This is a genomic window from Actinomadura sp. NBRC 104412 (assembly GCF_030269515.1).
Taxonomy (GTDB): Bacteria; Actinomycetota; Actinomycetes; order Streptosporangiales; family Streptosporangiaceae; genus Spirillospora.
Genome location: NZ_BSTM01000010.1, coordinates 119,694 through 142,675, shown reverse-complemented (window position 1 = coordinate 142,675; position 22,982 = coordinate 119,694). Strand labels below are relative to the sequence as shown.

The window sequence follows — 22,982 nt, the reverse complement described above, 5'->3', positions numbered from 1 at the left end:
TGATCATCGAGTAAACGATCGGCGGTGAACGGGACCCCGCCTCGTACCGCGGGACGTGGCCGCGGGTGAACCGCCGGTGGCGGGACGAACGTACGAGGTGGTAGACCCCGACCGAGCCATGTATCGCCGCGGAGGAAGCCCTGACCACCGAGAATCTCCTTGAGCGCGAGTCCCGCGAGGACACCCCGGCCACCGCCCTCAAGGGTCCCGGCACCGATGGCACGACGGCGGACGGCACGACGGAGGACGCGGGGCGCCCCGCCCGCTCCCGGCGCCGCACCGTCGTCAGGCGCGCCCTCACCGTCCTGGCCTCGCTGCCCGTGCTGTTCGTGCTGGTCGTCCCCGACGACCTCGACCACTTCACCCCCGCGGCGTTCCTGCGGATCCCGGCGGACGCCGTCCTGGCCGTCGGCCTTCTCCTGATCTCGCGGTGGCGGCCACGGCGCGTGGCGGGCGTGGTGGCGGGGACGGCGCTCGGCCTGCTGGCCGTCCTGAAGATCTTCGACCTGGGGTTCGGCGGGGTGCTGGCGCGGCCCTTCGACCCGGTGCACGACTGGAGCCTGCTCGGCGCGGGCCTGGACTTCGTGAAGAGCTCGTACGGCACGGCGGGCCAGGTCGGCGTCGTGGTGCTGGTCGCGCTGCTCGCCGCCGGGATGATCGCCGTCATGACGCTGTCGGTACGGCGCCTGGCGGGGGCCGTGCTCCGGCACGGCGGCACCGCGACCGGCACCATGGGCGTGCTGGGCGCGCTCTGGGCCGTCTGCGCGCTGCTCGGGGCGCAGATCGTCCCGGGCGTGCCGGTCGCGACGGGCGGCGCCGCCGGGCTCGCCTACGACCAGGGACACCGGGTGTACGAGGGTCTGCGCGACCGGGCGGCGTTCGCCAAGGAGGCACGCGTCGACCGGTTCCGCGGCGTCCCGGGCGACCGGTTGCTGACCGGGCTGCGCGGCAAGGACGTGGTCGTCGCGTTCATCGAGAGCTACGGGCGCGACGCCGTCGAGGACCCCGAGTACGCCCCCCGGGTCGGCACGGTGCTCGATGAGGGGACCCGCAGGCTGCGCGCGGCCGGGTACGGTTCGCGCAGCGCGTTCCTCACCTCCTCCACGGCGGGCGGCGGAAGCTGGCTCGCGCACGCGACGCTGCTGTCGGGGCTCTGGATCGACAACCCGCGGCGCTACAGCGACCTGGTCGCCGGCGACCGCTTCACCCTGAACGCCGCCTTCCACCGCGCGGACTGGCGCACGGTCGCCGTCATGCCGGGCATCACCCGCGCCTGGCCCGAGGGACGCTTCTACGGCTTCGACCGCGTGTACGGCGCGTCCGACCTCGGATACCGCGGCCCGCGGTTCAGCTACGCCACCATGCCCGACCAGTACACCCTGGCGGCGTTCGAACGCCTCGAACGCGACCGGCGTGGCCGCGCGCCCGTCATGGCGACGATCCCACTGGTGTCCAGCCACGCGCCGTGGGCGTCGATCCCGAGCCTCATCGACTGGAACGCGGTCGGGGACGGCTCGGCGTTCAACGGCATGGGCAAGGGCTACAACGCGGCCTGGCCGTCGCGCGACAAGATGCGCGGCGAATACCGGCGTTCCATCGAGTACTCGCTGAACACCCTGATCGGCTACGTGGAGAGGCACGGCGACGAGAACCTGGTGCTGGTGTTCCTCGGCGACCACCAGCCCGCCCCGCTGATCACCGGCGCGGGCGCGAGCCACGACGTGCCGATCACGATCGTGGCCAAGGACCGGGCCGTGCTGGACAGGATCTCCGGCTGGGGCTGGCAGGACGGCCTCAAGCCCGCCCCGGACTCCCCCGTCTGGCGGATGAGCGACTTCCGCGACCGGTTCCTGACCGCCTTCGGGCGGCAGGACGCCCAGTAGCGGGACGGGCAGGCCCCGGCCGGCGGCTCACAGGCGGGCGTGGGCGCAGCCGGACCGGCGCGTGTTGCAGGATGAGGGGATGCGCGCACGCCCGATCTCGCCCGGCCTCGTCGTGGAGGAGCTGTGCGAGCGCATCGCGGCGGCCTCGCCCGGCCGGTGGCTGCGGGTCGCGGTGGACGGGGCCCCGCCCGCCGGTCCCGGACGCCTCGCCGACTCCCTGGTCGAGCGGGTGCGCGCCCGGGGACGGGCCGTCCTGCGGGTGTCGGCGCGCGACTTCCTGCGCCCGGCCTCGCTCCGGTACGAGTTCGGACGGTACGACCCCGACGTGTTCTACGACGAATGGCTCGACGAGAACGGCCTCGTCCGCGAGGTCCTGGGACCGCTGGAGCCCGGCGGCACGGGGAAGGTGCTGCCCAGCCTGTGGGACAGCGTCCGCGACCGGGCGACCCGGGCCCGCTACGTGACCCTCCCCGCGGGCGGCGTGCTGCTGCTGGACGGGTCGCTGCTCCTCGGCCGCGGCCTCCCGTTCGACCTGACCGTCCATCTGAGCATGTCCCCCGCCGCCCTGGCCCGCCGCACGCCCGACGACGAACGCTGGACGCTGCCCGCCTACACCCGTTACGAGAACGAGGCGCGTCCCACCGCCCGGGCCGATGTGGCGATCAAGATGGACGATCCCGGCCACCCGGCCCTGATCCTCGCCGCGGACTGACCCGCCCTCAGTGGGCCGCGGCGTTCCAGTCCGGGCCGATGCCGGTGGCGACCTCCAGGCCGACCGAGATCGGGTAGGCGGTGGCCATCCGGTCATGGACCAGCTCGCGCACCGTGTCGCCCTCGCCGGGCGCCACCTCCAGCACCAGCTCGTCGTGGACCTGGAGCAGCAGCCGGCTGCGGAGCCCCGCCTCGGCGAGCGCCGCGTCCACCCGGAGCATCGCGATCTTGACGATGTCGGCGGCCGAGCCCTGGACGGGGGCGTTCAGCGCCATCCGCTCGGCGGTCTCCCGGCGCTGCCGGTTCTCGCTGGTCAGGTGCGGGAGGTAGCGGCGGCGCCCGAGAATCGTGCGCGTGTAGCCGGTGTGGCGGGCCTCCTGGACGGTGTGGTCGAGGTAGTCGCGGACGCCGCCGAGACGCTCGAAGTAGGCGTCCATCAGCGGGCGCGCCTCGCTTACGGCGATGCCGAGCTGCCGGGCGAGCCCGAACGCCGACAGGCCGTAGGCGAGCCCGTACGACATCGCCTTGATCTTGCGGCGCTGGTCGGCGGTGACGGCGCCCGGCGCGACCCCGAAGACCTGCGCGGCCATGGTGGTGTGCAGGTCCTCGCCGGAGGCGAACGCGGCGATGAGCGTCGGGTCCTGGGAGAGGTGGGCCATGACGCGCAGTTCGAGCTGGCCGTAGTCGGCGGTCAGCAGCGACGCGTAGCCCTCCCCCGGCACGAACGCCCGCCGGATCCGCCGCCCCTCCTCGGTGCGGATCGGGATCACCTGGAGGTTGGGCTCGGTGGAGGTGAGGCGCCCGGTGGCCGCGACGGTCTGCTGGAACGTGGTGTGCACCCGGCCGTCCGCGCCGATCTCCCGGATCAGCCCGGCCACGGTCATCCGCAGCCTGGACCGGTCGCGATGGCGCAGCAGGATCTCCGGAAGCCCGTTGTCGGTCTGGGTGGCGAGCCAGGTCAGCGCGTCCACGTCGGTGGAGTACCCGGACTTGATCTTCTTGGTCTTGGGCAGGCCCAGCTCTCCGAACAGCACTTCCTGGAGCTGCTTGGTGGAGCCGGGGTTGAACGGGTGCCCGGCGATCGCGGCGGCCTCCGCCGCGGCCCGTTCCATCTCGCCCTCGAAGTGCCGTTCCAGCTCGCGCAGCAGCGGCGCGTCCACGCACACCCCGGCGCGTTCCATCCGGGCCAGCAGATCGGCCAGCGGCAGCTCGACGTCGTTCAGGACGTCCTCCATGCCGGTGCCGTCCAGCTCGGCGGTGAACCTGTCGGCCAGCTCCAGGACGGCCCGCGCCTGCAACATGCACCCTGCGGCCCCTTCGTCGGGCGGGCGCCGTCCGAGGTAGCGGGAGGCCAGGTCGGGGATGCCGTAGGCGGCGAGGCCGGGCAGCAGCAGGTAGGCCGCGACCGCCGTGTCGGTGGCGACGCCGTCGAGGCGCCACCCGCGTTCCCCGAACACGCGCAGCAGCGACTTCACGTCGTGCAGGGCCTTGGGACGCCCCGGGTCGGCGAGCCACGCGGTGAACGCGCGCTCGTCGGACTCGGTCATCCTCGCGGGCTCGAAGCACGCGGCGAATCCGTCGGCGGTGGCCAGGGCGATGCGGGCGATGTCGCCCTCACCCCGTGCCCAGGTCCCTTCGGCGGCCAGCGCGACGGGGATCGCGGCGGCACCGGCGCCCGCCGGGGAGGCCCGCGTCCGGAACCACTCGGGCAGTTCGCCCGGCTCCAGCTCGCGGCCCTTCAGCGGCTCACCCTTGACTCCCGCGCGCTCGGGCGCGGAAGGGGCCGCTCCCCCGCCCGGGTCGGCGGCGAACAGCCGCTGCCGGATGCCGGCGTTGCGGAACTCCAGGTCGTCCAGCAGCGAGCTGAACGTCCGCAGGTCGTAGGGGCGGCGCCGCAGATCGTCCAGGGTCACCGGAAGGTCGACGTCGCGCACCAGCTCGGTCAGCCGCCGGTTCAGCCGCACGGTGTCGGCGGCGGCCCGCAGCCTCTCCCCGGCCTTGCCCTTCACCTGGTCGGCCGAGTCGAGCAGCGCGGTGAGCGAGCCGTACTCGCGGATCCACCTGGCCGCGGTCTTCTCCCCGATGCCGGGGATGCTCGGCAGGTTGTCGGACGGGTCGCCGCGCAGCGCCGCGAAGTCGGGGTACTGCGCGGGGGTGAGGCCGTACCTCTCCTCGACCCGCTCGGGCGTGTAGCGGATCAGCTCCGAGGCCGTCCGGTAGAAGTACAGGACCGTGACCCGGGGGCCGACCAGTTGCAGCGCGTCCCGGTCGCCGGTCATGATCAGCACCTCGTGACCCGCCGGCACGGCCCGTGTGGCGAGGGTGGCGATGATGTCGTCGGCCTCGTACCCCGGGACCCGCAGCGTGGTGATGCCCATGGCGGCCAGCAGCTCGTCGAGGATCGTCATCTGGTCGCCGAAGCCCTCCGGCGACCGCGCCCTGGTGGCCTTGTACTCGGGGAACGCCTCGGTGCGGAACGTCGTCCTGGACACGTCGAAGGCGACCGCGGCGTGCGTCGGCCGCTCGTCGCGCAGCACGTTCGCCAGCATGTTGGCGAAGCCGTAGATCGCGTTGGTGGGCTGGCCTCCGGTGGTGCTGAAGTTCTCCACGGGGAGCGCGTGGTAGGCCCGGTAGGCCAGCGAGTGTCCGTCGAGGAGGAGCAGCCGGGGCCTGTCGGTCATGGCCACATCTTCGCAGGTCCCACCGACAGTCCGCGGTGCCCCCGGGATCCTGGTTGTGTCGTTCGACCTACTCTGTGTGACATGCCGCCCCTATCATGACCGGTGATTCGCCTGGGCGCGGCGGCGCGAGCGGGGTCGCGCCCGCGTGCCGTCACGCCGCTCGCGCGAGTCGGAGATGCGATGAGTTCCCCCCACGCCACGTACCGGGCGATCGTCTGCGTCGACATCGAGGGATTCACCCGTCCCGACCGCCGCGACCCCGATCAGATACGGATGCGGGAGGGGATGTACGCGGCGCTGGAGCGCGCCTTCGCCGCGTCCGACGTCCCCGCCGCCTACCACGAGGATCGCGGGGACGGGGGGTTCTTCCTCGTCCCGGTGGACGGCCCGCAGGCCCGGCTGGTGGAGCCGCTGCCGTTCGAGCTGGCCGCCGAGCTGGGCCGCTACAACCGGTCGGCGGACGCGCGCTGCCGCATCAGGCTCCGGGTGGCGCTGCACGCGGGGTACGTGCGGCACGACACCGAGGGCGTCGTCGGAACCGAGCTCAACCTGGTGTTCCGGCTGCTGGACGCGCCCGCCCTGCGGGAGGAGCTGCGGACGGCGACCGGCGACCTGGCGTTCATCAGCTCCGCCGAGTTCCACCGCTCGGTCATCCGGCAGCGGCGCGGCTACCTGCCGGGCGACTACCGGCGGGTCCAGGTCGTGGTGAAGGCGACCGACTGCGAGGCGTGGATCTGCATGTGCCCGGCGCAGATCGGGGCGGGCCGCGACTACGGGGAGAGGATCGGCCCGGTCGAGGAGCGCCTCGCCGAGGTGGAGGAGACCCTGGCCGAGGCGCGGCGGGTGCGGGCGGAGACCGTCCGGGCGATCTGCTCCCCCGTGCCCGAGGTGCCCGATCCGGCCGCCGTGTTACGCGACCGCCTCGCCTCGCTGGACGAGGCGCGCCTGAACCGCCTCTGGAAGGACGTCACCGTGCGTCTCGCCGAAGCCGAGGGCGCCGCCGAGACCGCCCTCGGCGAGGCCCGGGAGGCTCTGCGCGCGGTCAAGGCGCCGATGCGTCACCACAAGGAGCTGCGGGGCAGGCTGACCTCGTACGAGGCGATGGCCCACGACCTGGGCCGTGCCGAGGACAAGCAGCTGGACCGGCTCCGGGAACGGGTCCGCGACCTGCTCAAGGCGAAGCCATGCGACCTGGTGGAGGCCGAGGCGGCACTGGAGCGCTACATCAACGGCTTGCACGGAGGCGACCGATGAACGAATGCACCCGTTGCGGCCAGGGCACCATCACCAACGGCTTCTGCGACTACTGCGGGTTCGCGCCGCCACCGCTCGCCGACCGTGGAGGCTCGGGCGGGTACGGTACCGGGACGCCGCGTCCGGTCGCGCCGGAACCGCGACCGGAGTCCCCGGTCCCGGCGCCGCTGCGTTTCGCGCGTTACGGCCCGCTGGAGATGGCCGGGGTGGACTCCGTCCCGTACCAGGACCCGAAGAGGCTCAAGCTCACCCCGACCTCGGGCGAGGGCGCGCGGCTGCGGCCGGGCGAGCTGGTCGGCGGGCAGTACCGCGTCGAGGGCTGCCTGGGGCGCGGCGGGATGGGCTGGGTCTACCTGGCCTACGACAACAACGTGGGGCACTGGGTGGCGCTGAAGGGCCTGCGCGGGACCGACCCCGACGTCGCGGACGTCCCGGAGGCCGAGCGGGCCGCGCTCGCCGCGGTGAACTACCCCAACATCGTGAAGATCCACAACTTCGTCCAGCATCCCGCGCCGGAGCCCGGCACCGACCCGGCGGACGTGCAGCGCTACATCGTGATGGAGTACGTCGGCGGCCGCACCTTGCAGGCCCTGCTGAACGAGAGGCGCAGGGCGGACAAGGACGCGGTGCTCCCCGTCGAGCACGTCATCGCCTACGGGATCGAGATGCTGCGTGCGCTGGCCTACCTGCACTCCCAGGGGCTGCTGTACTGCGACCTCAAGCCGTCGAACGTCATGCAGTGCGAGCGGCGGCTCACCCTGATCGACCTGGGCGGCGCGCAACCGATGGACGGCACCGCGCACGGTGTCGGGACGCCCAGGTTCATGGCGCCCGAGGTGGCGATCCGTGGCGAGCAGCCGTCGATCCGCTCGGACCTGTACACGGTGGGCCGCACGATGGCCATGCTCAGCCTGCCGCCGGGGCCCATGCAGGACGCCGAGTACGGCCTGCCGGGGCGCGCGTCGGCGCCGCTGCTGGAGCGGTTCGACTCCTACTACCGGCTGCTGCGCCGCGCCACCGCCGACGACCCGGCGGATCGGTTCGCCGACGCCACCGAGATGGAGGAGCAGTTGTTCGGCGTGCTGCGCGAGGCCGTGTCGGCGCCCCGCAACTCCGAGCCCTGGCCGGTGCCGTCCACCCTGTTCGGGCGGGAACGGGCGGTGGTCGGCGCGGGCATCATCGCGACCGGCGCGGCGGCGCCCGCGCCCGCGCCGCTCACGCCGAGGTCGGCGGTGACCGCGCTGCCCGTGCCCGTGGTGTCCGGGTCGGACGGCGCGCCGGGCCTGCCGGACCTGGCCGGCCACGAGCCGCGGGAGATCGTCGAGAAGCTGACGGGGCCGCGCGGCCCGCGGATCTCCTCGCTGGAGGAACGGCTCGTCCTGGCGGGGGCGTACCTGGACCTGGGCCGCCGGGCGGAGGCCGAGGCGCTGCTCGCCGTGCTCGGCGAGAGCCCGCACAAGGACTGGCGTGTCGACTGGTACCGGGCGGCCGCCACCCTGGCGGCGGGCAGGCACCGGGCCGCGGGGCGGATGTTCGACCACCTCTACACGCGGATGCCGGGCGAGGCCGCGCCCAAGCTGGCGCTGGCGTTCTGCCGCGAGGACGCCGGTGACTTCGCCGGGGCGGCCCGGCACTACGAGAGCGTGTGGCGCACCGACCACGGCTACCTCAGCGCGGCCTTCGGCCTGGCCCGCGTCCGCCTGGCCATGGGCGACCGGGACGGCGCGGTGCGCGCCCTGGACGAGGTGCCGTCGCTGTCCCGGCACTACGGCGCCGCGCAACTTGCGGCCATGGCGGCGGGCCTGCGCGGGCGCCCGTCCTCGGACCTGTCCAGGGAGGCGCTGCTGGCGGCGGCCCGGCGGCTCGGCCACTCCCGCATCGACGGCGTGCTGCGCAGGCGGCTGGAGGCCGAGGTGCTGGAAGGCGGGCTCGCCTGGATCCAGACCGGCCAGGACGAGCATCCCGACACGGACCTGATCGGCACCAGGCTGACCCAGCGCAGCCTGCGGCGCAGGCTGGAGCGCACCTACCGCGAGCTGGCCTGGTTCGCCACCGACACCGACGCCAAGCACGCGCTGGTGGACAAGGCCAACGCGGTACGGCCCATGACTTTCCTGTGAAGGCGGCATGCAGACGATGAGCGGACCGTCCGGCGACCCTCCCGAGCTCACGATCGAGATCCACCAGAACCCGTATCTCGCCGTGGCCGAGACGGAGGTGCACGCCATCGCGAAGGTCCGGGCGACGGGCGACGCCTCGGCCATCCGCGGCGCCCCGCGCCCCGCCGCCGAGGTCATCATCGTCGACACCTCCGGGTCGATGCTGGGCGCGCGGCTGGTGGCGGCCAAGCGCGCGGCGCGGGCGGCGGTGGACGCGCTGCGGCCGGGCGTCGACTTCGCCGTGATCGCGGGCGCCGCGGACGCGGCGATGGTGTATCCCCGCGACCGGCTGCTGGCCCGCTTCACCGAGACGACCAGGCGGGACGCGCATCTGGCGATCTCGCGGCTGTCGGCGGGCGGCGGCACCAGGATCGGCCGCTGGCTGAGCCTGGCCGCGGAGCTGTTCGCCGCGGACGACCACCCGATCAGGCACGCCGTGCTGCTGACCGACGGCAAGAACGAACACGAGACCCCCGAGGACCTGGACGCCGCGCTGGACCGCTGCGCCGGCCGGTTCGTGTGCGACAGCCACGGGGTGGGCGCCGACTGGGAGCCCGCGGAGCTGCGCCGGGTGTCGGCGCGGCTGCTCGGCCGGTTCGGGATGGTCGCCGACCCCGGGGACCTGGCCGCCGACTTCGCCGGGATGATCGAGCAGGCGATGGGCAAGGCGGTCGCCGACGTGACGCTGCGGGTGTGGACGCCGCACAACGCCACGCTGCGCTTCTTCAAGCAGGTGTACCCGGCGCTGCGCGATCTGGCCGGCGGCTGGGCCGAGACGGGACCGAGCACCCCCGGGCCGAAGACCGCCGAGTTCCCGACCGGCATCTGGGGCGTGGAGGACCGCGAGTACCACCTGTGCGTGACGGTGCCGCCCGGCGAGCCGGACCAGACCATGCTGGCCGCCCGCATCTCCGCCGTGCTGCCCGGAGAGCCGCCGGACCGGCCGCGGGCCACCGGTCAGGTGCTGGCCACCTGGACCGGCGACGAGGCGCTGTCGTCCCTGCACGACCCGTCGGTCGTGCACTACCAGAAGCTGGAGGAGCTGGCGGACGCCTCGCAGCGGCTGCTCAGGTCGCACGAGGCGGGCGACGCGAGGGCCGCGGCGGCGGAGCACTCGCGGGCGCGGAGGCTGGCGGCGGAGACCGGCAGCGAGGAGATCTCGATCAGGCTGGACCGGTTCGCCGACCCGGAGAGCGGGATCCTCAAGCCGCCCGGACAGGTCGGCAGGGCCGACATCGTCGGCCTCGACACCCATTCGAGCGAGTCCATGCGCCCGCCGCCGGAGGCACCGTCCGAGCGCGAGGGCGGGGCCGAGGGCTGAGCGTGGCGTCCAAGGTGGTGTGGCTCCCCCGGGTCCTGCGGCTGCACGGCGGCATGCGGATCTCACGCGCGCTCCGGCTCTTCCGCGTCGGCACCACGCCGGGACGCGTGCGGGCGCTGACCGCGCTGGTGCTGCTCTCGCTCACCGCCCTGTGCTCGGTCATCGGCCTCGGCGTCGCGGACGCGCGCGAGGCGCTGCGGGCCGTCGGGCACGACGAGGGCCCGATGGTCGTCGCGACCGGCGACGTCGCCCTGGCGCTCAGCGACATGGACGCGCAGGTCGCCAACGTGCTGATGACGGGCGACGAGGAGGGCTGGCTGTGCGAGCCCGGCGGGGACGGCGGCGGCTGCCGGCGCAACCCGCCCCGCTACTCCTACGACCTGCGCCGCGAGGACGCCCAGCGCGCCGTGCTCCAGGCGGCGCGGCTGGCCGAGGACGACCCCGTCCGGCTGCGCACCGTCCAGTCGGTGCTGGACGGGCTGCACCAGTACGACCGGCGGGTGCAGGCCGCCATGGAGCTGGGCAGCCGCGGCGAGCACGCCTACGGGGCGCTCCCGGCGAACGCGGCGGCGGAGTACCGGGCGGCGACCGCGCTGATGACCCAGGACCTGCTGCCGAAGGCCGGCAACCTCACGCTGGACGGAGCGGCGATCGTCGACTCCACCTACAAGGAGGAGCGCTCGGCCATCCGGTGGGAACGGGGCAGGGTGATCGCCCTGGGCACCGCGGGGGTCCTGGCGCTGGTGACGTTGCAGATCTACCTGGCGGTGCGGTTCCGGCGGCTGGTCAGCCCGCTGCTGGCGGCGGCGACCGTGGCGCTGGCCGGGCTGGCGGTGGTGGGCGGGTCCGCGCTGGCCACCGAGGCGGACCGGCTGCGCGTGGCCAAGGAGGACGGCTTCGATCCCGTGCTCGCACTGTCCCGTATGCAGTCGCTGGCCAAGAGTCTGGACGCCGACCGTAACCGGGCCCTGCTGGACCCGGGCGAGGCCGACCGCTACGACCAGACGTACCTGGAGAAGTCCCAGGCGATCCTCTACATCGCCGGTGTGAGCGACCTTGAGGAGTACTACACGCAACTGGAGCAGCGGCTCGCGCGCTATGCCGGAGACCCGCGAGCGATCGGCTTCGGCGGCTTCTACGGAGCCCGCGCGCGGAGGGTCGCGACGCCCGCCGAGCATCGGGTGCTCGTCCGGCTGCTGTCGTACTACCGGGCGTACCAGAGCAACGACCGGGCCGTCCGGCGGCTGGCCGCGGCCGAGCGCGCCGGCCAGGCGGCGAGGACGCATCTGGATCCCGGCCTTCCCTATCTGCCGCATCCCGCCTTCCGGCAGCACGATCAGGAACTGGACGCCACCTCCGGGCGCCACCGGTTCGTGACCGAGCGGACCGTGCGCGGCGGCGAGTCGGCGCTGGCGGTCTGGAGGTGGGCGCTGCCCGTGTCCGCCCTGGTGATCGCCGCGCTGCTGGTGGCCGGGGTGTGGCCGCGCCTGCGCGAGTACCTGGGCACACCGCCCACGGGCGGAGAGGAGCACGGCTGACATGCGCGGGAGACAGCGGGCGGCGCGCGCCGCGTGGAACGCCGTCGCCCTGGCCGTCCTGGTCACCGTGGCGGTCGTGGTGGCCCTGCCCGGCCACCCGCCCGACCGGATGACGGCGGGCTCCTCGATCCTGGGCGCCGACTCGCTGGTGATCGGGGTCAAGCCGGATCAGCCCGGACTGGGCCTGCGCCTGCCCGACGGCACGTTCAGGGGCTTCGACGTCGACGTCGCCCGGTACGTCGCGGGACGGCTCGGGGTGCCGCCCGGCCGCGTCAGGTTCCATCCGACGCCGTCCAGCGAGCGGGAGGAGGTGCTGCGGAACGGCATCGTCGACCTGGTGTTCGCCACCTACTCGATCACGCCCGAGCGGCAGCAGCTCGTCACCTTCGCCGGACCGTACTACGTCGCGCGCCAGGACATCCTCGTCCGCGGCGCCGAGAACGAGATCGCGTCCGTCCAGGACCTGGAAGGCCGGCGGCTCTGCGCGGTCGACGGGTCGCATTCGTGGCGGCGGGTCACCGAGGAGCGCGGGGTGGACGCCCGGCTGGTGCCGTCCCCGTCCTACAGCGCGTGCGTCGACCTGCTGGTCAGGGGGCGGGTCGACGCGGTGTCCACCGACGACCTCATCCTGGCGGGGTTCGTCGGCGCCGACCGCACGGATGTCAAGATGGTCAACGCCCCCTTCACCAGCGAGCGGTACGGGGTGGGCCTGAGGAAGGGCGATGTGAAGGGCTGCCAGAGGGTCAACCGGATCCTCACCGAGATGTACCAGAGCGGCGCCGCCGAGACCCTGCTCCAACAGTGGTTCGGTTCGGTGGACCTGGAGGTCGTCACCACCGTCCCCGAGTTCGTCGGCTGCTCCTGAGCCGCCGGGCGCGAACGGCCGTGCCGGGCGGTCTCAGCCGGTGGGCACCCATTTCGGGGCGGTCCCGAACCAGTTCGCGTACGCCCTGGCGTACCGGCCGTTGCGGGCCGCGTCCGCGAGGGCCGCGTTGACCTGCCTGGCCAGCGCCCTGTTACCGGGGCGGATGCCGAACACCACGTTCTCCATCGGGCCGAGTTCCGCGGCGATGCGCAGCCTGCCGTCCCGCACGCGCCTGTTCACCAGGTACAGGGCGAGGCCGCCGTCGACCACGGCCGCGTCCAACCGGCCGTTCATCAGCATGTACTGGATGATCGCCCGCTCGGTCCTCTGCACCAGGATGGGCGTGCCTCCCTGGGCATTGTGCCGCTTGACCGCCTCCTCGCCCACGACGTCGCCCTCGATGACGCCGACGCGCTTGCCGGCGAGGGAGGCCAGCGAGGTGTGCCGCGCCTCGGCGCCGGTGAGGATGGCCGGTCCGCGCCGCAGGTACGGGGCGCTGGGCAGGAACAGCTTCCTGGTGTAGGCGTTGTCGGGGAAGGCGCTGGCGGCCAGGTCGCACCGGCCGCGCCTCATCGCCGTTCCCTGCACCAGGTCGAGCGACTGGACGGGCGTCACCAGCGGGGTGACCCCGAGCCGCTCGGCCACCAGGATCAGCAGGTCGATGTCGAAGCCCTCCGCGGTGCCCCCGCCCTGCTGCCCGGGAACGGTCGAGCCGCCCTTCGGCGCGATGTACGGGGGTCCCGCGAAGCCCTCGCAGATCGTCAGCCGTCCGGGACGGACGAGCGGCACCTTGGTGCCGGGCGGCATCCTCGCCATCGGTCCCGTCACGGGCGGCAGGCGCGGAGCGGCGGGCGCGGGCGACGCCGACGTGGGTCCGGCGCCGGCGTCGCCGCCGCCACCGTCGTTCCGGAAGGGCTCGGGGACCAGGCATCCGGAGAGGCCCAGCGCCGCCACGGCCACCACCGCCGCCACGGCCGCGGGCCGGACGCCCCAAAGTCGATCGATCATGCGCCAATGCTGCCAGGGGCCGGTTCCCGTCCGGGATGGATCACCTATTCGGCATGAATCGCGGTCGCGCGCCTCCAGCGCTCATCTGAGTGCTCATATGAGTGCTCATCTGAAGGCTCATCGTGTGGACAGGCGCTCGGCGAGGGTCGCCGCGGCCGCGATGACCAGCCGCCCGTACTCGGGGTAGAGGTCCGCGGTCATCCGCATGGACGGGACGGAGACGCTGATCGCGGCCACCGGCCTGCCGTCCCGGCCCAGGACCGGCGCCGCGACCGCCGCGATGTCGTCGCGCCACTCGCCGCTGTTGGTCGAGTACCCGCGCTCGCGGATCAGCGCCAGTTCCGCGCGCATCCTGCCGGGGTCGGTGATGGTGGTGGCGGTGTGCTGGACCAGCCCGCCCGTCAGATGCCGCTCGATCACCTCGGGCGGGCTGTGGGCGAGGATCGCCTTGCCGTTGGCGGAGGCGTGCACCGGGAGCGCCTTGCCCAGCGGCAGGATGATCCGCAGCACCTTGGGCGTCTCCAGCCGTTCGATCAGCACGGCGCTGTCGCCCTCGGGCACCGCCAGGTGGATGGTCTCCTCGGTGCGCCGGCGCAGGTCCTCCATCACCGGCACGGCCGCGTCGCGCAGGCTCAGCTCGCCGGTGGCGTGCCGTCCCACGTGCAGCGCCTTGGCGGTCAGCACCCAGCGGGTGACCTCGCCTCCCGCCGGGCGGATCCAGCCCGCGGTGGCGAGCGTGCGCAGCGCCCGCTGGACGGTGCTTTTGGGCAGGTCCAGGACGCGGGACAGCTCCCCCACGCCGGCCGGCTGCCGGACCGCCACCTCCTCCAGGATCCGGAGGGTGTTCACCACGTTCTGCACGCGCCCTCCCAGACAGGACTCCGCCGGACGGCGGCACGCATTGACGGCATCTGAATACGAACTTACTCTCCCTGTACCTCTGTACGGAACGTGTGCCGTGTCACGGTACGGCATCGGTGAGCGGAGAGGCGGAGAAGCGTGGCCGGTGGGCGGCATCACCTTCAGATCCCCGGACCGACCAACGTCCCCGACCGGGTGCTGCGGGCCATCGCGGCGCCCACCGTCGACCATCGCGGGCCCGCGTTCGCCGCCCTGGCCCTCGACCTGCTGGAGCGGCTGAGACCGGTGTTCGGCACCGCCGGCCCGGTGATCGTCTATCCGTCCTCGGGCACCGGCGCGTGGGAGGCCGCGCTGGTCAACACCCTCTCCCCGGGCGACCGCGTGCTGGCCTGCGAGACCGGGCACTTCGCCACGCTGTGGCGGGACATGGCCGAGCGGCTGGGGCTGCTGGTGGAGTTCCTGCCCGGGGACTGGCGGCACGGCGCCGACCCGGACGCCATCGGCGAGCGGCTCGCCGCCGACCCCGCCCACGCGATCAAGGCGGTCATGGTCGTCCACAACGAGACCTCGACCGGGGTGCGCAGCCGCGTCCCGGAGGTGCGCGCCGCCCTCGACCGGGCCGGTCATCCGGCGCTGCTGCTGGTCGACACGATCTCGTCGCTGGGCTCGATGGACTACCGGCACGACGAATGGGGCGCGGACGTCACGGTCGGCTGCTCGCAGAAGGGCCTGATGCTGCCGCCGGGGCTGGGGCTGAACGCCGTGAGCGAGAAGGCCCTGGAGGCGTCACGGTCCGCGCGGCTCCCCCGCTCGTACTGGGACTGGGAGCCGATCCTGGCCGCCAACCGGAACGGCTTCTACCCCTACACGCCGCCCACGAACCTGCTGTACGGGCTGCGCGAGGCGCTGACGATGCTCGAAGAGGAGGGGCTGCCCGCGGTGTTCGCCCGGCATGACCGGCACGCCGAGGCGACGCGGGCGGCGGTGCGCGCGTGGGGCCTGGAAGTGCTGTGCGCCGACCCCCGCGAGTACTCCAGCTCGCTGACCGCCGTGCTGCTGCCGGAGCCCCACGACGCCGACAAGGTCCGCCGGATCATCCTGGAACGCTTCGACATGTCGCTCGGCACCGGGCTCGGAAGGCTCGCCGGGCGGGTCTTCCGGATCGGCCATCTCGGGCAGTTCGACGACCTGTCGCTGGCCGGGACGCTGGCGGGGGTCGAGATGGGCCTCGCCGCCGCGGGCGTCCCGATCGAGCGCGGCGGCGTGACGGCCGCGCTGTCCGTCCTGGAGCGGGCATGACGGCCCCCGCGGACGCCCCGGCTCCCGAGGAGATCCGCGCCGCGCTCGCGCCCGTCCTGGAGGGCTCGGTACGGATCGACGACTACACCCGCCACCTGTACTCGGCCGACGCCAGCATGTACGCGATCGAGCCGCTCGCGGTCGCGTTCCCCCGGCACGCCGGGGACATCGCCGCGATCGTGGAGACCGCGGGGGCGCTGGGCGTCCCCGTCCTGCCGCGTGGTGGCGGCACGAGCCTGGCGGGGCAGACGGTCGGGCGGGCCGTCGTGTTCGACTGCTCCCGGCACCTGGACCGGATCGTGCGGATCGACCCGGGGTCGCGGCGCGCCGTCGTCCAGCCGGGGGTCGTGCAGGACCAGCTCAACCGGGCCGCGGCGGCGCACGGGCTGGTGTTCGGCCCGGACACCTCCACCAGCGACCGCGCCACCCTCGGCGGGATGATCGGCAACAATTCCGCAGGCAGCCACTCGGTGCTGTACGGGTCGACGATCGACCACGTGGAGCGGCTGGAGGTCGTCCTGTCCGACGCCTCGCGGGCGCGGCTCGAACCGGTCGCGCTGGACGAGGCGCGCGCCCGTGGACGCGCCCGCGGCGGCCTCGAAGGGCGGATCTACCGGGAGCTGCCCGGCCTGCTGGAGCGGGCCGCCAAGCCGGACGGGTTCCCGCCGTACTGGCGGCACTCGGGCGGGTACCGGCTCGACCGGGCGTGGGACGGCACCCGCCTCGACCCGGCGAAGCTCATCGTCGGGTCGGAGGGCACCCTCGCCGTCGTGACCGAGGCCGAGGTGCGGCTGGTGGAGCGGCCCAAGGCGCGGGCGATCGCGGTCGGGCACTTCACGTCCACCCCGGCGGCGATCGCCGCGACCGGGGACGCGCTGGCCCTGAACGCCGCGTCCGTCGAGCTGATGGACGACACGATCCTGCGGCTGTCCCGGCAGCGGGTCGAGTACGCGGGCCTGTCGGGGATCCTGGAGGGCGAGCCGCGCGCCCTGCTGTTCGTGGAGTTCTTCGGCGACGACGACGGCGAGGTCGCCGCGCGGGTCGAGAGGCTGGCGGCGGCGTGGGAGCGCGGCGGGCACGGCTACCACACGCTCCGCGCGCTGACGCCCGGGACGCAGGCGGCCGTGCGGAAGGTGCGCAGGGCCGGGCTCGGGCTGCTGATGGCGTCCAGCACGGGCACCCGCAGGCCGCTGGCGTTCGTCGAGGACACCGCCGTCCCGCCCGATCGGCTCGAACCCTACGTCCGCGAGTTCGCGGACGTGCTGGACCGGCACGGGCTGCACGCCGGGTTCTACGGGCACTGCTCGGTCGGCTGCCTGCACATCCGCCCGTTCGTGGACGTGCGGGAACCCGGCCAGGTCGAGACGATGCGCGCGGTCGCCGGGGAGATCTCCGAGCTGGTCGCCCGGTACGGCGGGGTCAACTCCAGCGAGCACGGCGACGGCCTGGCCCGCTCGGAGTTCAACCGGCGGCTGTTCGGCGCGGACCGGTACGAGGCGATGCGGGCGGTCAAGCGGCTGTTCGACCCCGAGGGGCGGCTGAATCCCGGCAAGGTCGTCGACGCCCCGCCGATGACCGGCAACCTGCGCGACCGCGCGCTGCCCGCCGCCGTCCCGCTGGCCACCCGGCTCGCCTTCCCCGCGGGCGGGATGCGGGACGCCGCCGATCGCTGCCAGAACATCGGCGCCTGCCGCAAGGACGCGACCGGGGTGATGTGCCCCTCCTACATGGCCACCCGCGAGGAGGAGCACTCCACGCGCGGGCGCGCCAACGCGCTGGTCAAGGCGCTGTCCCAGCCGGACCCGAAGGCCGCGCTCGGGGACGAGCGGCTGCACGAGGTGCTGGACCTGTGCCTGGAGTGCAAGGCGTGCAAGTCCGAATGCCCGCTGGGCGTCGACATGGCCTCGCTCAAGAGCGAGGCGCTGTACCACTACCACGCCGCGCACGGCACGCCGCTGCGCGCCCGCGCGTTCGGGTCGATCCGGCGGCTCAACAGGCTCGGCGCGCTGCTCGCCCCGCTGTCCAACCTGGCGGGACGGGCGGGCGCCGCGCGCGCCGTCCTGGACCGGGGGCTCGACATCAGCCGGCACCGCCCGCTGCCCGCGTTCCGCCGCGACACCCTGCCGCGCTGGTTCGCGCGGCGGCCCGTACCCGAAGGCCCGTTCCCGCGAGGGGAGGTGATCCTGCTCGCCGACTCCTTCACCGCCTACACCGGCCCCGGCACCGGACGCGCCGCCGTCGAGCTGCTCGAACGCGCGGGCTGGCGGGTGCGGCTGACCGGGGGCCGCGCCTGCTGCGGACGACCCGCGCTGTCCAAGGGCCTGCTGGACCGCGCCCGCGAGCAGGCCGCCGCGATGCTGGACGCGCTGACGCCCGCGGCGGCCGCCGGCGTCCCCATCGCGGGCGTCGAACCGTCCTGCCTGCTCACGCTGCGGGACGAGTACGCCGCGCTGCTCCCCGGCGACGACCGTGTCGGCGTCGTGTCGGGCGCGGCGCGGCTCGTCCAGGACCTGCTCGTCGAGGCCGTCGACGACGGCTCCCTGCGCCTCGATCCGGACGCGGAACCCGCCGGCCGGAGGATCCTCTTCCACGGCCACTGCCACGAGAAGGCCGTCACCGGCACCGCGTCCACCCGTGCCCTGCTCGAACGCATCCCCGGCGCCGACGTCCACGAGCTGGACGCCGGGTGCTGCGGGATGGCCGGCTCGTTCGGGTTCGAGTCCGAGCACTACGACCTGTCCATGCGGATCGGAGGGCTGCGGCTGTTCCCCGCCGTGGCCGCCGAGCCCCCGGAGACCCTGATCGCCGCGACCGGCGTGTCCTGCCGCCAGCAGATCGAGCACGGCTGCGGCCGCGCCGCCGCCCATCCCGTCGAGCTCGTGCACCGCGCGCTCGCCCCGCCCTGATCCGCCCTACCGCCATTCGGGGGAGAACGGAGACGCCCCACCGTGTCACCCGAACTGATATCGATCCTCGCCTTGGTGGCGATGTTCGTCATCGCCACCGTCCTGCCCATCAATCTGGGCGCGCTGGCCCTGGCCGGCGCGTTCCTCGTCGGGACGCTGGTCGCGGAGATGTCCGAGGACGACATCGTCGGCGCCTTCCCCGGCGGCCTGTTCGCGATCCTGGTCGGCGTCACGTACCTGTTCGCGATCGCCACCAACAACGGGACCATCGACTGGGTCGTCCGCGCGTCCGTGCGGGCGGTGCGCGGCAGGATCGTCGCCATCCCCATCGTGATGTTCCTGCTCGCCGCCCTCTTCACGGCCATCGGCGCGCCCGCCCCGGCGGTCGCCGCGATCCTCGCGCCCATCGCCTTCGGGTTCGCCGCCGAGTACGGCATCAACGCCATGCTGATCGGCGTCCTGGTCGCGCACGGCACCAACGCGGGGGCGTTCTCCCCCATCAGCGTGCTGGGCGGCATCGTCAACGGCGTCCTGGACGAGGCCGGGCTGGAGGGCAACGATCTCGCGCTGTTCCTCGGCAGCCTGGTGTTCAACGTGGTCTGCGGCGCGATCGCCTTCGTGATCTTCGGCGGTTTCGCCCTCGTGCACCAGCGCCGCATCCAGCCCACGGACGGAGCGGACGGCGGGACGGCCGTGTCCGTACCCGGCGGCGGGAAGCCCGCGTCCGGAGTCGACCCGTCCAGGGAAGGCGTGACCGACACCGGCGCCGACACCGGCACCAGCACCGACGGCAGGGCGGCGACCACCGCCACCAAGACCGGCAAGGAGCCCGCGGGGACGGGCGGGCCGGAGTCCGCCCCGGCGCGCGACCTGCGGCTGACGCCCCACCAGATCCTCACCCTCACCGGGATCCTCGTCCTCTGCGTCGCCACCCTGGCGTTCGAGCTGGACGTGGGCCTGGTCGCCATCACCATCGCCGTCGTCCTGGCGATCACCTCGCCGAAGGCGCACAAGGGCGCGGTGGAGAAGATCGCCTGGCCGACCGTGCTGCTGATCGGCGGGGTGGTCACCTATGTCGGGGTGATGGAGGAGATGGGCACCATCGACTACGTCGGCGACGCGGTGGCGGGCATCGACGCCCCGCTGCTGGCCGGGCTGCTGATCTGCTACGTCGGCGGCGTGGTGTCGGCGTTCGCCTCCACGGTCGGGATCCTGGGCGCGCTGATCCCGCTGGCCGTGCCGTTCCTGCAGACCGGGGAGATCGGCGTGGTCGGCGTGATCGTGGCGCTGGCGATCTCCTCGTCGATCGTGGACATCAGCCCGTTCTCCACCACCGGCGCGCTGCTGGTCGCCAACGTGCGCGGCATGGCGCGCGAGGTCTTCTACCGCAGGCTGCTGGTCTACGGCGCGGCGATCGTCGTCCTCGCCCCGACCGCCGCCTGGCTCTTCCTCATCGCCCCCGGCTGGCTCGACTGAGACCGGGCGCGCCGGCCCCGCGCGATGCGGGGCCGGCGCGCCCTCCCGCCCCCACGGGGTCAGAGGAGGACGCGGACGGGATCGCGGAGGAGCCCGACGAACGTCCGCATCCAGTCGGCCGCGGCGGTGACCTCGATGACACGGGGATCGACGGAGAGCGTCACCTTCATGACCTGGGCCGGCTTCACACGTCCCTTTCTCACGACCGGCTCCTCGTGGACGGCGCCGACCGCCAGGACCGCCGGACGGGAGGGCGACACGGCCGCGTCGACCTCCTCCGTCCCGTACGAGCCCAGATCGATCACGGTGAGGGAGCCGCCGCCCGTCTCGTCCGCGCGCAGTTCGTCCGCACGTGCCGAGAGGTCGCGGAGCGCGGCGGCGAGGGCGGACAGCGGCATCCCGTCGGCGCCCTTCAGCACGGGCGTCACCAGGCCGCGGGCGGTGGGGATCGCGACGGCCACGTCCATGTCCATGTTCACGTCCGGCTCGGCGGACGGGTTCATCGCACGGGTGAGGCGGTGCGCGCGGGCGGCGGCCCTGACCAGCAGATCGTCCAGCGAGATCCGCTCCGGCTCGCCGTCGTCGTTCAGCCGGTCGCGCAACTTCAGCAACCGGCGGACCCGCACCGTGGCCCGCACGGAGATCTGCGGGCCGCCCGTGCGTGCAGGGGCGGTGACGGGCACAGCGGGCACAGAGGTAGGCACAGGGGCACGGAGCGCGGCCCGCACGTCACGGCCGATGATGCGGCCGCCCGGACCCGTCCCGGTGAGGTCGTCGATGCGCAGGCCCGCCTCCCGCGCCAGGCGGCGGGCATTCGGGCTGGCGAAGACGCGCGCGGCCATGTCAGTACGCCGTCATCTCGGCGAGCTTGGCCCTGACCTCCTCGGCCCCGGCGATCGCCGCGCGTTCCAGCACCTTGCTGATGCTCGGGGACGCCTCGCCCCCGGTCACCCGCTGCACCGGCTGGTCGAGCCAGTCGAAGAGGCGGCGCTGGAGCTCGTCGGCCAGCCAGCCGCCGTAGGAGGCGCCCACCGGCCCCTGCTCGGCGATCAGGACGTTGTTGGTCTTGCGGACGCTGGCGCCGATCGTCTCCCAGTCCACGCCGGCGCGGTCCAGCCAGCGCAGGTCGATCACCTCGGCGTCCACCTCGTCCGCGACCTGCAGCACGATGGGCGTCATCGCCAGATAGGTCAGGACGGTCACCCGTGACCCCGTCCGTCTGACGGCGGCGCGGCCGATGGGGATGCAGTAGTCCAGGTCATCCACCGGCCCGAGGCCCGTGGAGGTGTACAGGTCCACGTGTTCGAGGACGACCACCGGGTCCTCGCAGCGCAGCGCGCTGTTCATCATCCCGACGTAGTCGAACGGCGTGGTGGGGGCGGCGATCCGCCAGCCGGGGGCGGTGGCGAAGATCCCCGCGGGGTCCATGGAGTGCTGCGAGCCGTACCCGGTGCCCATGGCGACCTTGCTGCGCAGCACGAGCGGCACGCCGTCCTCGCCGCCGAACATGTGCCGGGCCTTGCCGATCTGGTTGAAGATCTGGTCGGCCGCGACCCACATGAAGTCGGCGTACATCAGCTCCACGACGGGCCGGTACCGGCCGTCCAGCGCCATGCCTCCGGCGAGCCCGGTGAACGCGTTCTCGCTGATGGGCGTCCCCAGGACGCGGTCGGGGTGGGCGGCGGCGAGGCCGCGGGTGGCGCCGTTGGTGCCGCCGTTGAGCCGGTGCACGTCCTCGCCCAGCACGATGATGCGGTCGTCGGTGGCCATCCGCCGCGCCATCACGCCCGACACGGCGTCGATGAACTTCTGCTCGGCCAGCGCCCCGGTGAACGTCTCGCGCTCGGCGAACCGCGCCCCCTCGAACTCGCTCAGGTCGCCGCGCACGCCGACATGCGCGAAGTCCGGCGAGGGCCACTCCGCGGCCTTGATCCGGCGGCGTCCCGGACGTTCGCCCGGGATCTGTTCGACCAGCTCATCGCCGATCTCCGCCATCAGCGCCCGCGCCCGTCCGATGAACGCCTCGCTGTCCTCGCGCGCCAGGACGCCGCGCCGGGCCAGGTGCCCGCGCACCCGCTCGATCGGGTCCCGCGCCCGCCACTCGCGCTCCTCCTCCTTGCTGCGGTAGCCGAACGCGCTGCCGGGGAAGGGGCCGTTCTGGTGGAAGTAGCGGTACACGTCCGCCTCGATCACCGCCGGGCCGTGGCCGCCGCGCAGGTGCGCCAGGGCCTCCTCCATGGCCAGGTGGACGGCCAGGGGATCCATCCCGTCCACCTTCCAGGCAGGGATGCCGAAGCCCGGGCCGCGCCCGGACAGCCGCGGCTCGCCCGTGGCCTCCAGGACGCTGGTGGAGACGGCGTACCGGTTGTTCTCGATGAAGAAGCACAGCGGAAGCCGCCAGGCGGCGGCGAGGTTGAACGTCTCCAGCGTCGACCCGATGTTGGCGGCGCCGTCCCCGAAGTAGGTGACCGCCACGTTGTCGGTCCCGGCCCGTTTGTGCGCCCAGGCCGAACCGGCGGCCAGCGGCACTCCGCCGCCGACGATGGCGTTGGTGCCGATCGCGCCCGCCTCCGGCCACCGCAGATGCATGGAGCCGCCGCGCCCGTGCGAGAACCCGCGGTCCAGCCCGCAGATCTCGGCGAGCGTCCTCAGCAGGACGGCGCGGACCTCGGGGGAGAACTCGCGCGCCGGGTCGATGCCCTTGGGCTCGACGTGGGCGAGGGCCTTGGCAAGGAACTGGTGATGCCCCCGGTGGGAGCCGTTGACGGTGTCCTGGCTGGTGAGGGGCAGGATCGAGCCGACCGCCCCGCCCTCCTGCCCGATGCTGGAGTGCGCCGGGCCGTGGACGAGCCCGTTCTTGGCGAGGTCGAGGACGTACTCCTCGAACGTCCTGATGAGGACCAGTTGCGCGAGCATCGAGGTGAGCAGTGACGGATCGGCCACGTCCCAGTCGGAGTCGGTCGCGCCGACCTCCACCCAGGGCGCGTGAGGATCGAGCCGCTGATGCCGGGGCATGGCCG

At 73.6% G+C, this 22,982-nt stretch carries 15 protein-coding genes; 10 read left to right on the top strand and 5 right to left on the bottom strand.

All coding sequences use genetic code 11. The features are described from left to right. Nucleotides 1-320 precede the first annotated feature (320 nt). Complete coding sequence (locus tag QSK21_RS15290; RefSeq protein WP_285696432.1) at nucleotides 321-1,883, top strand: alkaline phosphatase family protein; 1,563 nt, start codon at nucleotides 321-323, stop codon at nucleotides 1,881-1,883. 79 nt (nucleotides 1,884-1,962) lie between these two features. Further along, a complete protein-coding gene (locus tag QSK21_RS15285; RefSeq protein WP_285696431.1) occupies nucleotides 1,963-2,595 on the top strand; it encodes a nucleoside/nucleotide kinase family protein in 633 nt (210 codons plus the stop codon). A gap of 7 nt (nucleotides 2,596-2,602) precedes the next feature. Here QSK21_RS15285 and polA read toward each other — a convergent pair whose 3' ends face one another. Next, complete coding sequence (polA, locus tag QSK21_RS15280; RefSeq protein WP_285696429.1) at nucleotides 2,603-5,275, bottom strand: DNA polymerase I; 2,673 nt, start codon at nucleotides 5,273-5,275, stop codon at nucleotides 2,603-2,605. A 180-nt stretch (nucleotides 5,276-5,455) separates the two neighbouring features. Here polA and QSK21_RS15275 point away from each other — a divergent pair, with 180 nt between their 5' ends. The 5 genes from QSK21_RS15275 to QSK21_RS15255 are packed head-to-tail and all read left to right on the top strand — an operon-like array spanning nucleotide 5,456 to nucleotide 12,412. Next, nucleotides 5,456-6,529 (top strand): nucleotidyl cyclase domain-containing protein, encoded by a 1,074-nt coding sequence (locus QSK21_RS15275; protein ID WP_285696428.1) that lies wholly within the window; start codon nucleotides 5,456-5,458, stop codon nucleotides 6,527-6,529. Beyond that, entirely contained in the window at nucleotides 6,526-8,649 is a 2,124-nt protein-coding gene (locus QSK21_RS15270; protein ID WP_285696426.1) for a serine/threonine protein kinase, read from the top strand. Before QSK21_RS15275 ends, QSK21_RS15270 begins: the two co-directional genes overlap by 4 nt. Before the next feature lie 7 nt (nucleotides 8,650-8,656). Continuing rightward, entirely contained in the window at nucleotides 8,657-10,009 is a 1,353-nt protein-coding gene (locus QSK21_RS15265) for a vWA domain-containing protein (protein WP_285696424.1), read from the top strand. A gap of 2 nt (nucleotides 10,010-10,011) precedes the next feature. After that, complete coding sequence (locus QSK21_RS15260) at nucleotides 10,012-11,547, top strand: GlnX family signal transduction membrane protein (RefSeq protein WP_285696422.1); 1,536 nt, start codon at nucleotides 10,012-10,014, stop codon at nucleotides 11,545-11,547. Nucleotide 11,548: 1 nt separating this feature from the next. Further along, nucleotides 11,549-12,412: a glutamate ABC transporter substrate-binding protein gene (locus QSK21_RS15255; RefSeq protein ID WP_285696421.1), complete on the top strand. Its 864-nt coding sequence runs from the start codon at nucleotides 11,549-11,551 to the stop codon at nucleotides 12,410-12,412. A 33-nt stretch (nucleotides 12,413-12,445) separates the two neighbouring features. Here QSK21_RS15255 and QSK21_RS15250 read toward each other — a convergent pair whose 3' ends face one another. Both QSK21_RS15250 and QSK21_RS15245 read right to left on the bottom strand, forming a co-directional pair. Beyond that, a complete protein-coding gene (locus tag QSK21_RS15250; protein WP_285696420.1) occupies nucleotides 12,446-13,420 on the bottom strand; it encodes a substrate-binding periplasmic protein in 975 nt (324 codons plus the stop codon). A 117-nt stretch (nucleotides 13,421-13,537) separates the two neighbouring features. Then, nucleotides 13,538-14,281: an IclR family transcriptional regulator gene (locus QSK21_RS15245; protein WP_285696419.1), complete on the bottom strand. Its 744-nt coding sequence runs from the start codon at nucleotides 14,279-14,281 to the stop codon at nucleotides 13,538-13,540. 138 nt (nucleotides 14,282-14,419) lie between these two features. Here QSK21_RS15245 and QSK21_RS15240 point away from each other — a divergent pair, with 138 nt between their 5' ends. The 3 genes from QSK21_RS15240 to QSK21_RS15230 are packed head-to-tail and all read left to right on the top strand — an operon-like array spanning nucleotide 14,420 to nucleotide 19,962. Next, nucleotides 14,420-15,580 carry a pyridoxal-phosphate-dependent aminotransferase family protein gene (locus QSK21_RS15240; RefSeq protein ID WP_285696416.1) on the top strand — a complete coding sequence of 387 codons (1,161 nt, stop codon included), beginning with the start codon at nucleotides 14,420-14,422 and terminating at the stop codon, nucleotides 15,578-15,580. Next, nucleotides 15,577-18,486, top strand: coding sequence for an FAD-binding and (Fe-S)-binding domain-containing protein (locus QSK21_RS15235; protein WP_285696414.1), 2,910 nt, complete (start codon nucleotides 15,577-15,579; stop codon nucleotides 18,484-18,486). Before QSK21_RS15240 ends, QSK21_RS15235 begins: the two co-directional genes overlap by 4 nt. 42 nt (nucleotides 18,487-18,528) lie before the next feature. After that, nucleotides 18,529-19,962, top strand: coding sequence for an SLC13 family permease (locus QSK21_RS15230; protein ID WP_285696413.1), 1,434 nt, complete (start codon nucleotides 18,529-18,531; stop codon nucleotides 19,960-19,962). A 59-nt stretch (nucleotides 19,963-20,021) separates the two neighbouring features. Here QSK21_RS15230 and QSK21_RS15225 read toward each other — a convergent pair whose 3' ends face one another. Together QSK21_RS15225 and QSK21_RS15220 are read right to left on the bottom strand one after the other, a co-directional pair. Next, complete coding sequence (locus tag QSK21_RS15225; protein ID WP_285696410.1) at nucleotides 20,022-20,804, bottom strand: 2-oxo acid dehydrogenase subunit E2; 783 nt, start codon at nucleotides 20,802-20,804, stop codon at nucleotides 20,022-20,024. Nucleotide 20,805: 1 nt separating this feature from the next. Then, nucleotides 20,806-22,977 (bottom strand): alpha-ketoacid dehydrogenase subunit alpha/beta, encoded by a 2,172-nt coding sequence (locus QSK21_RS15220; RefSeq protein WP_285696408.1) that lies wholly within the window; start codon nucleotides 22,975-22,977, stop codon nucleotides 20,806-20,808. Nucleotides 22,978-22,982 lie beyond the last annotated feature (5 nt).

Excerpts from the sequence above, each read along its gene's own strand:
- QSK21_RS15285 (WP_285696431.1), top strand. The coding sequence starts at position 1,963 with ATGCGCGCACGCCCGATCTCGCCCGGCCTCGTCGTGGAGGAGCTGTGC.
- QSK21_RS15220 (WP_285696408.1), bottom strand. The coding sequence starts at position 22,977 with ATGCCCCGGCATCAGCGGCTCGATCCTCACGCGCCCTGGGTGGAGGTC.
- QSK21_RS15270 (WP_285696426.1), top strand. The coding sequence starts at position 6,526 with ATGAACGAATGCACCCGTTGCGGCCAGGGCACCATCACCAACGGCTTC.
- QSK21_RS15235 (WP_285696414.1), top strand. The coding sequence starts at position 15,577 with ATGACGGCCCCCGCGGACGCCCCGGCTCCCGAGGAGATCCGCGCCGCG.
- QSK21_RS15250 (WP_285696420.1), bottom strand. The coding sequence starts at position 13,420 with ATGATCGATCGACTTTGGGGCGTCCGGCCCGCGGCCGTGGCGGCGGTG.
- QSK21_RS15255 (WP_285696421.1), top strand. The coding sequence starts at position 11,549 with ATGCGCGGGAGACAGCGGGCGGCGCGCGCCGCGTGGAACGCCGTCGCC.
- polA (WP_285696429.1), bottom strand. The coding sequence starts at position 5,275 with ATGACCGACAGGCCCCGGCTGCTCCTCCTCGACGGACACTCGCTGGCC.
- QSK21_RS15275 (WP_285696428.1), top strand. The coding sequence starts at position 5,456 with ATGAGTTCCCCCCACGCCACGTACCGGGCGATCGTCTGCGTCGACATC.
- QSK21_RS15225 (WP_285696410.1), bottom strand. The coding sequence starts at position 20,804 with ATGGCCGCGCGCGTCTTCGCCAGCCCGAATGCCCGCCGCCTGGCGCGG.
- QSK21_RS15265 (WP_285696424.1), top strand. The coding sequence starts at position 8,657 with ATGCAGACGATGAGCGGACCGTCCGGCGACCCTCCCGAGCTCACGATC.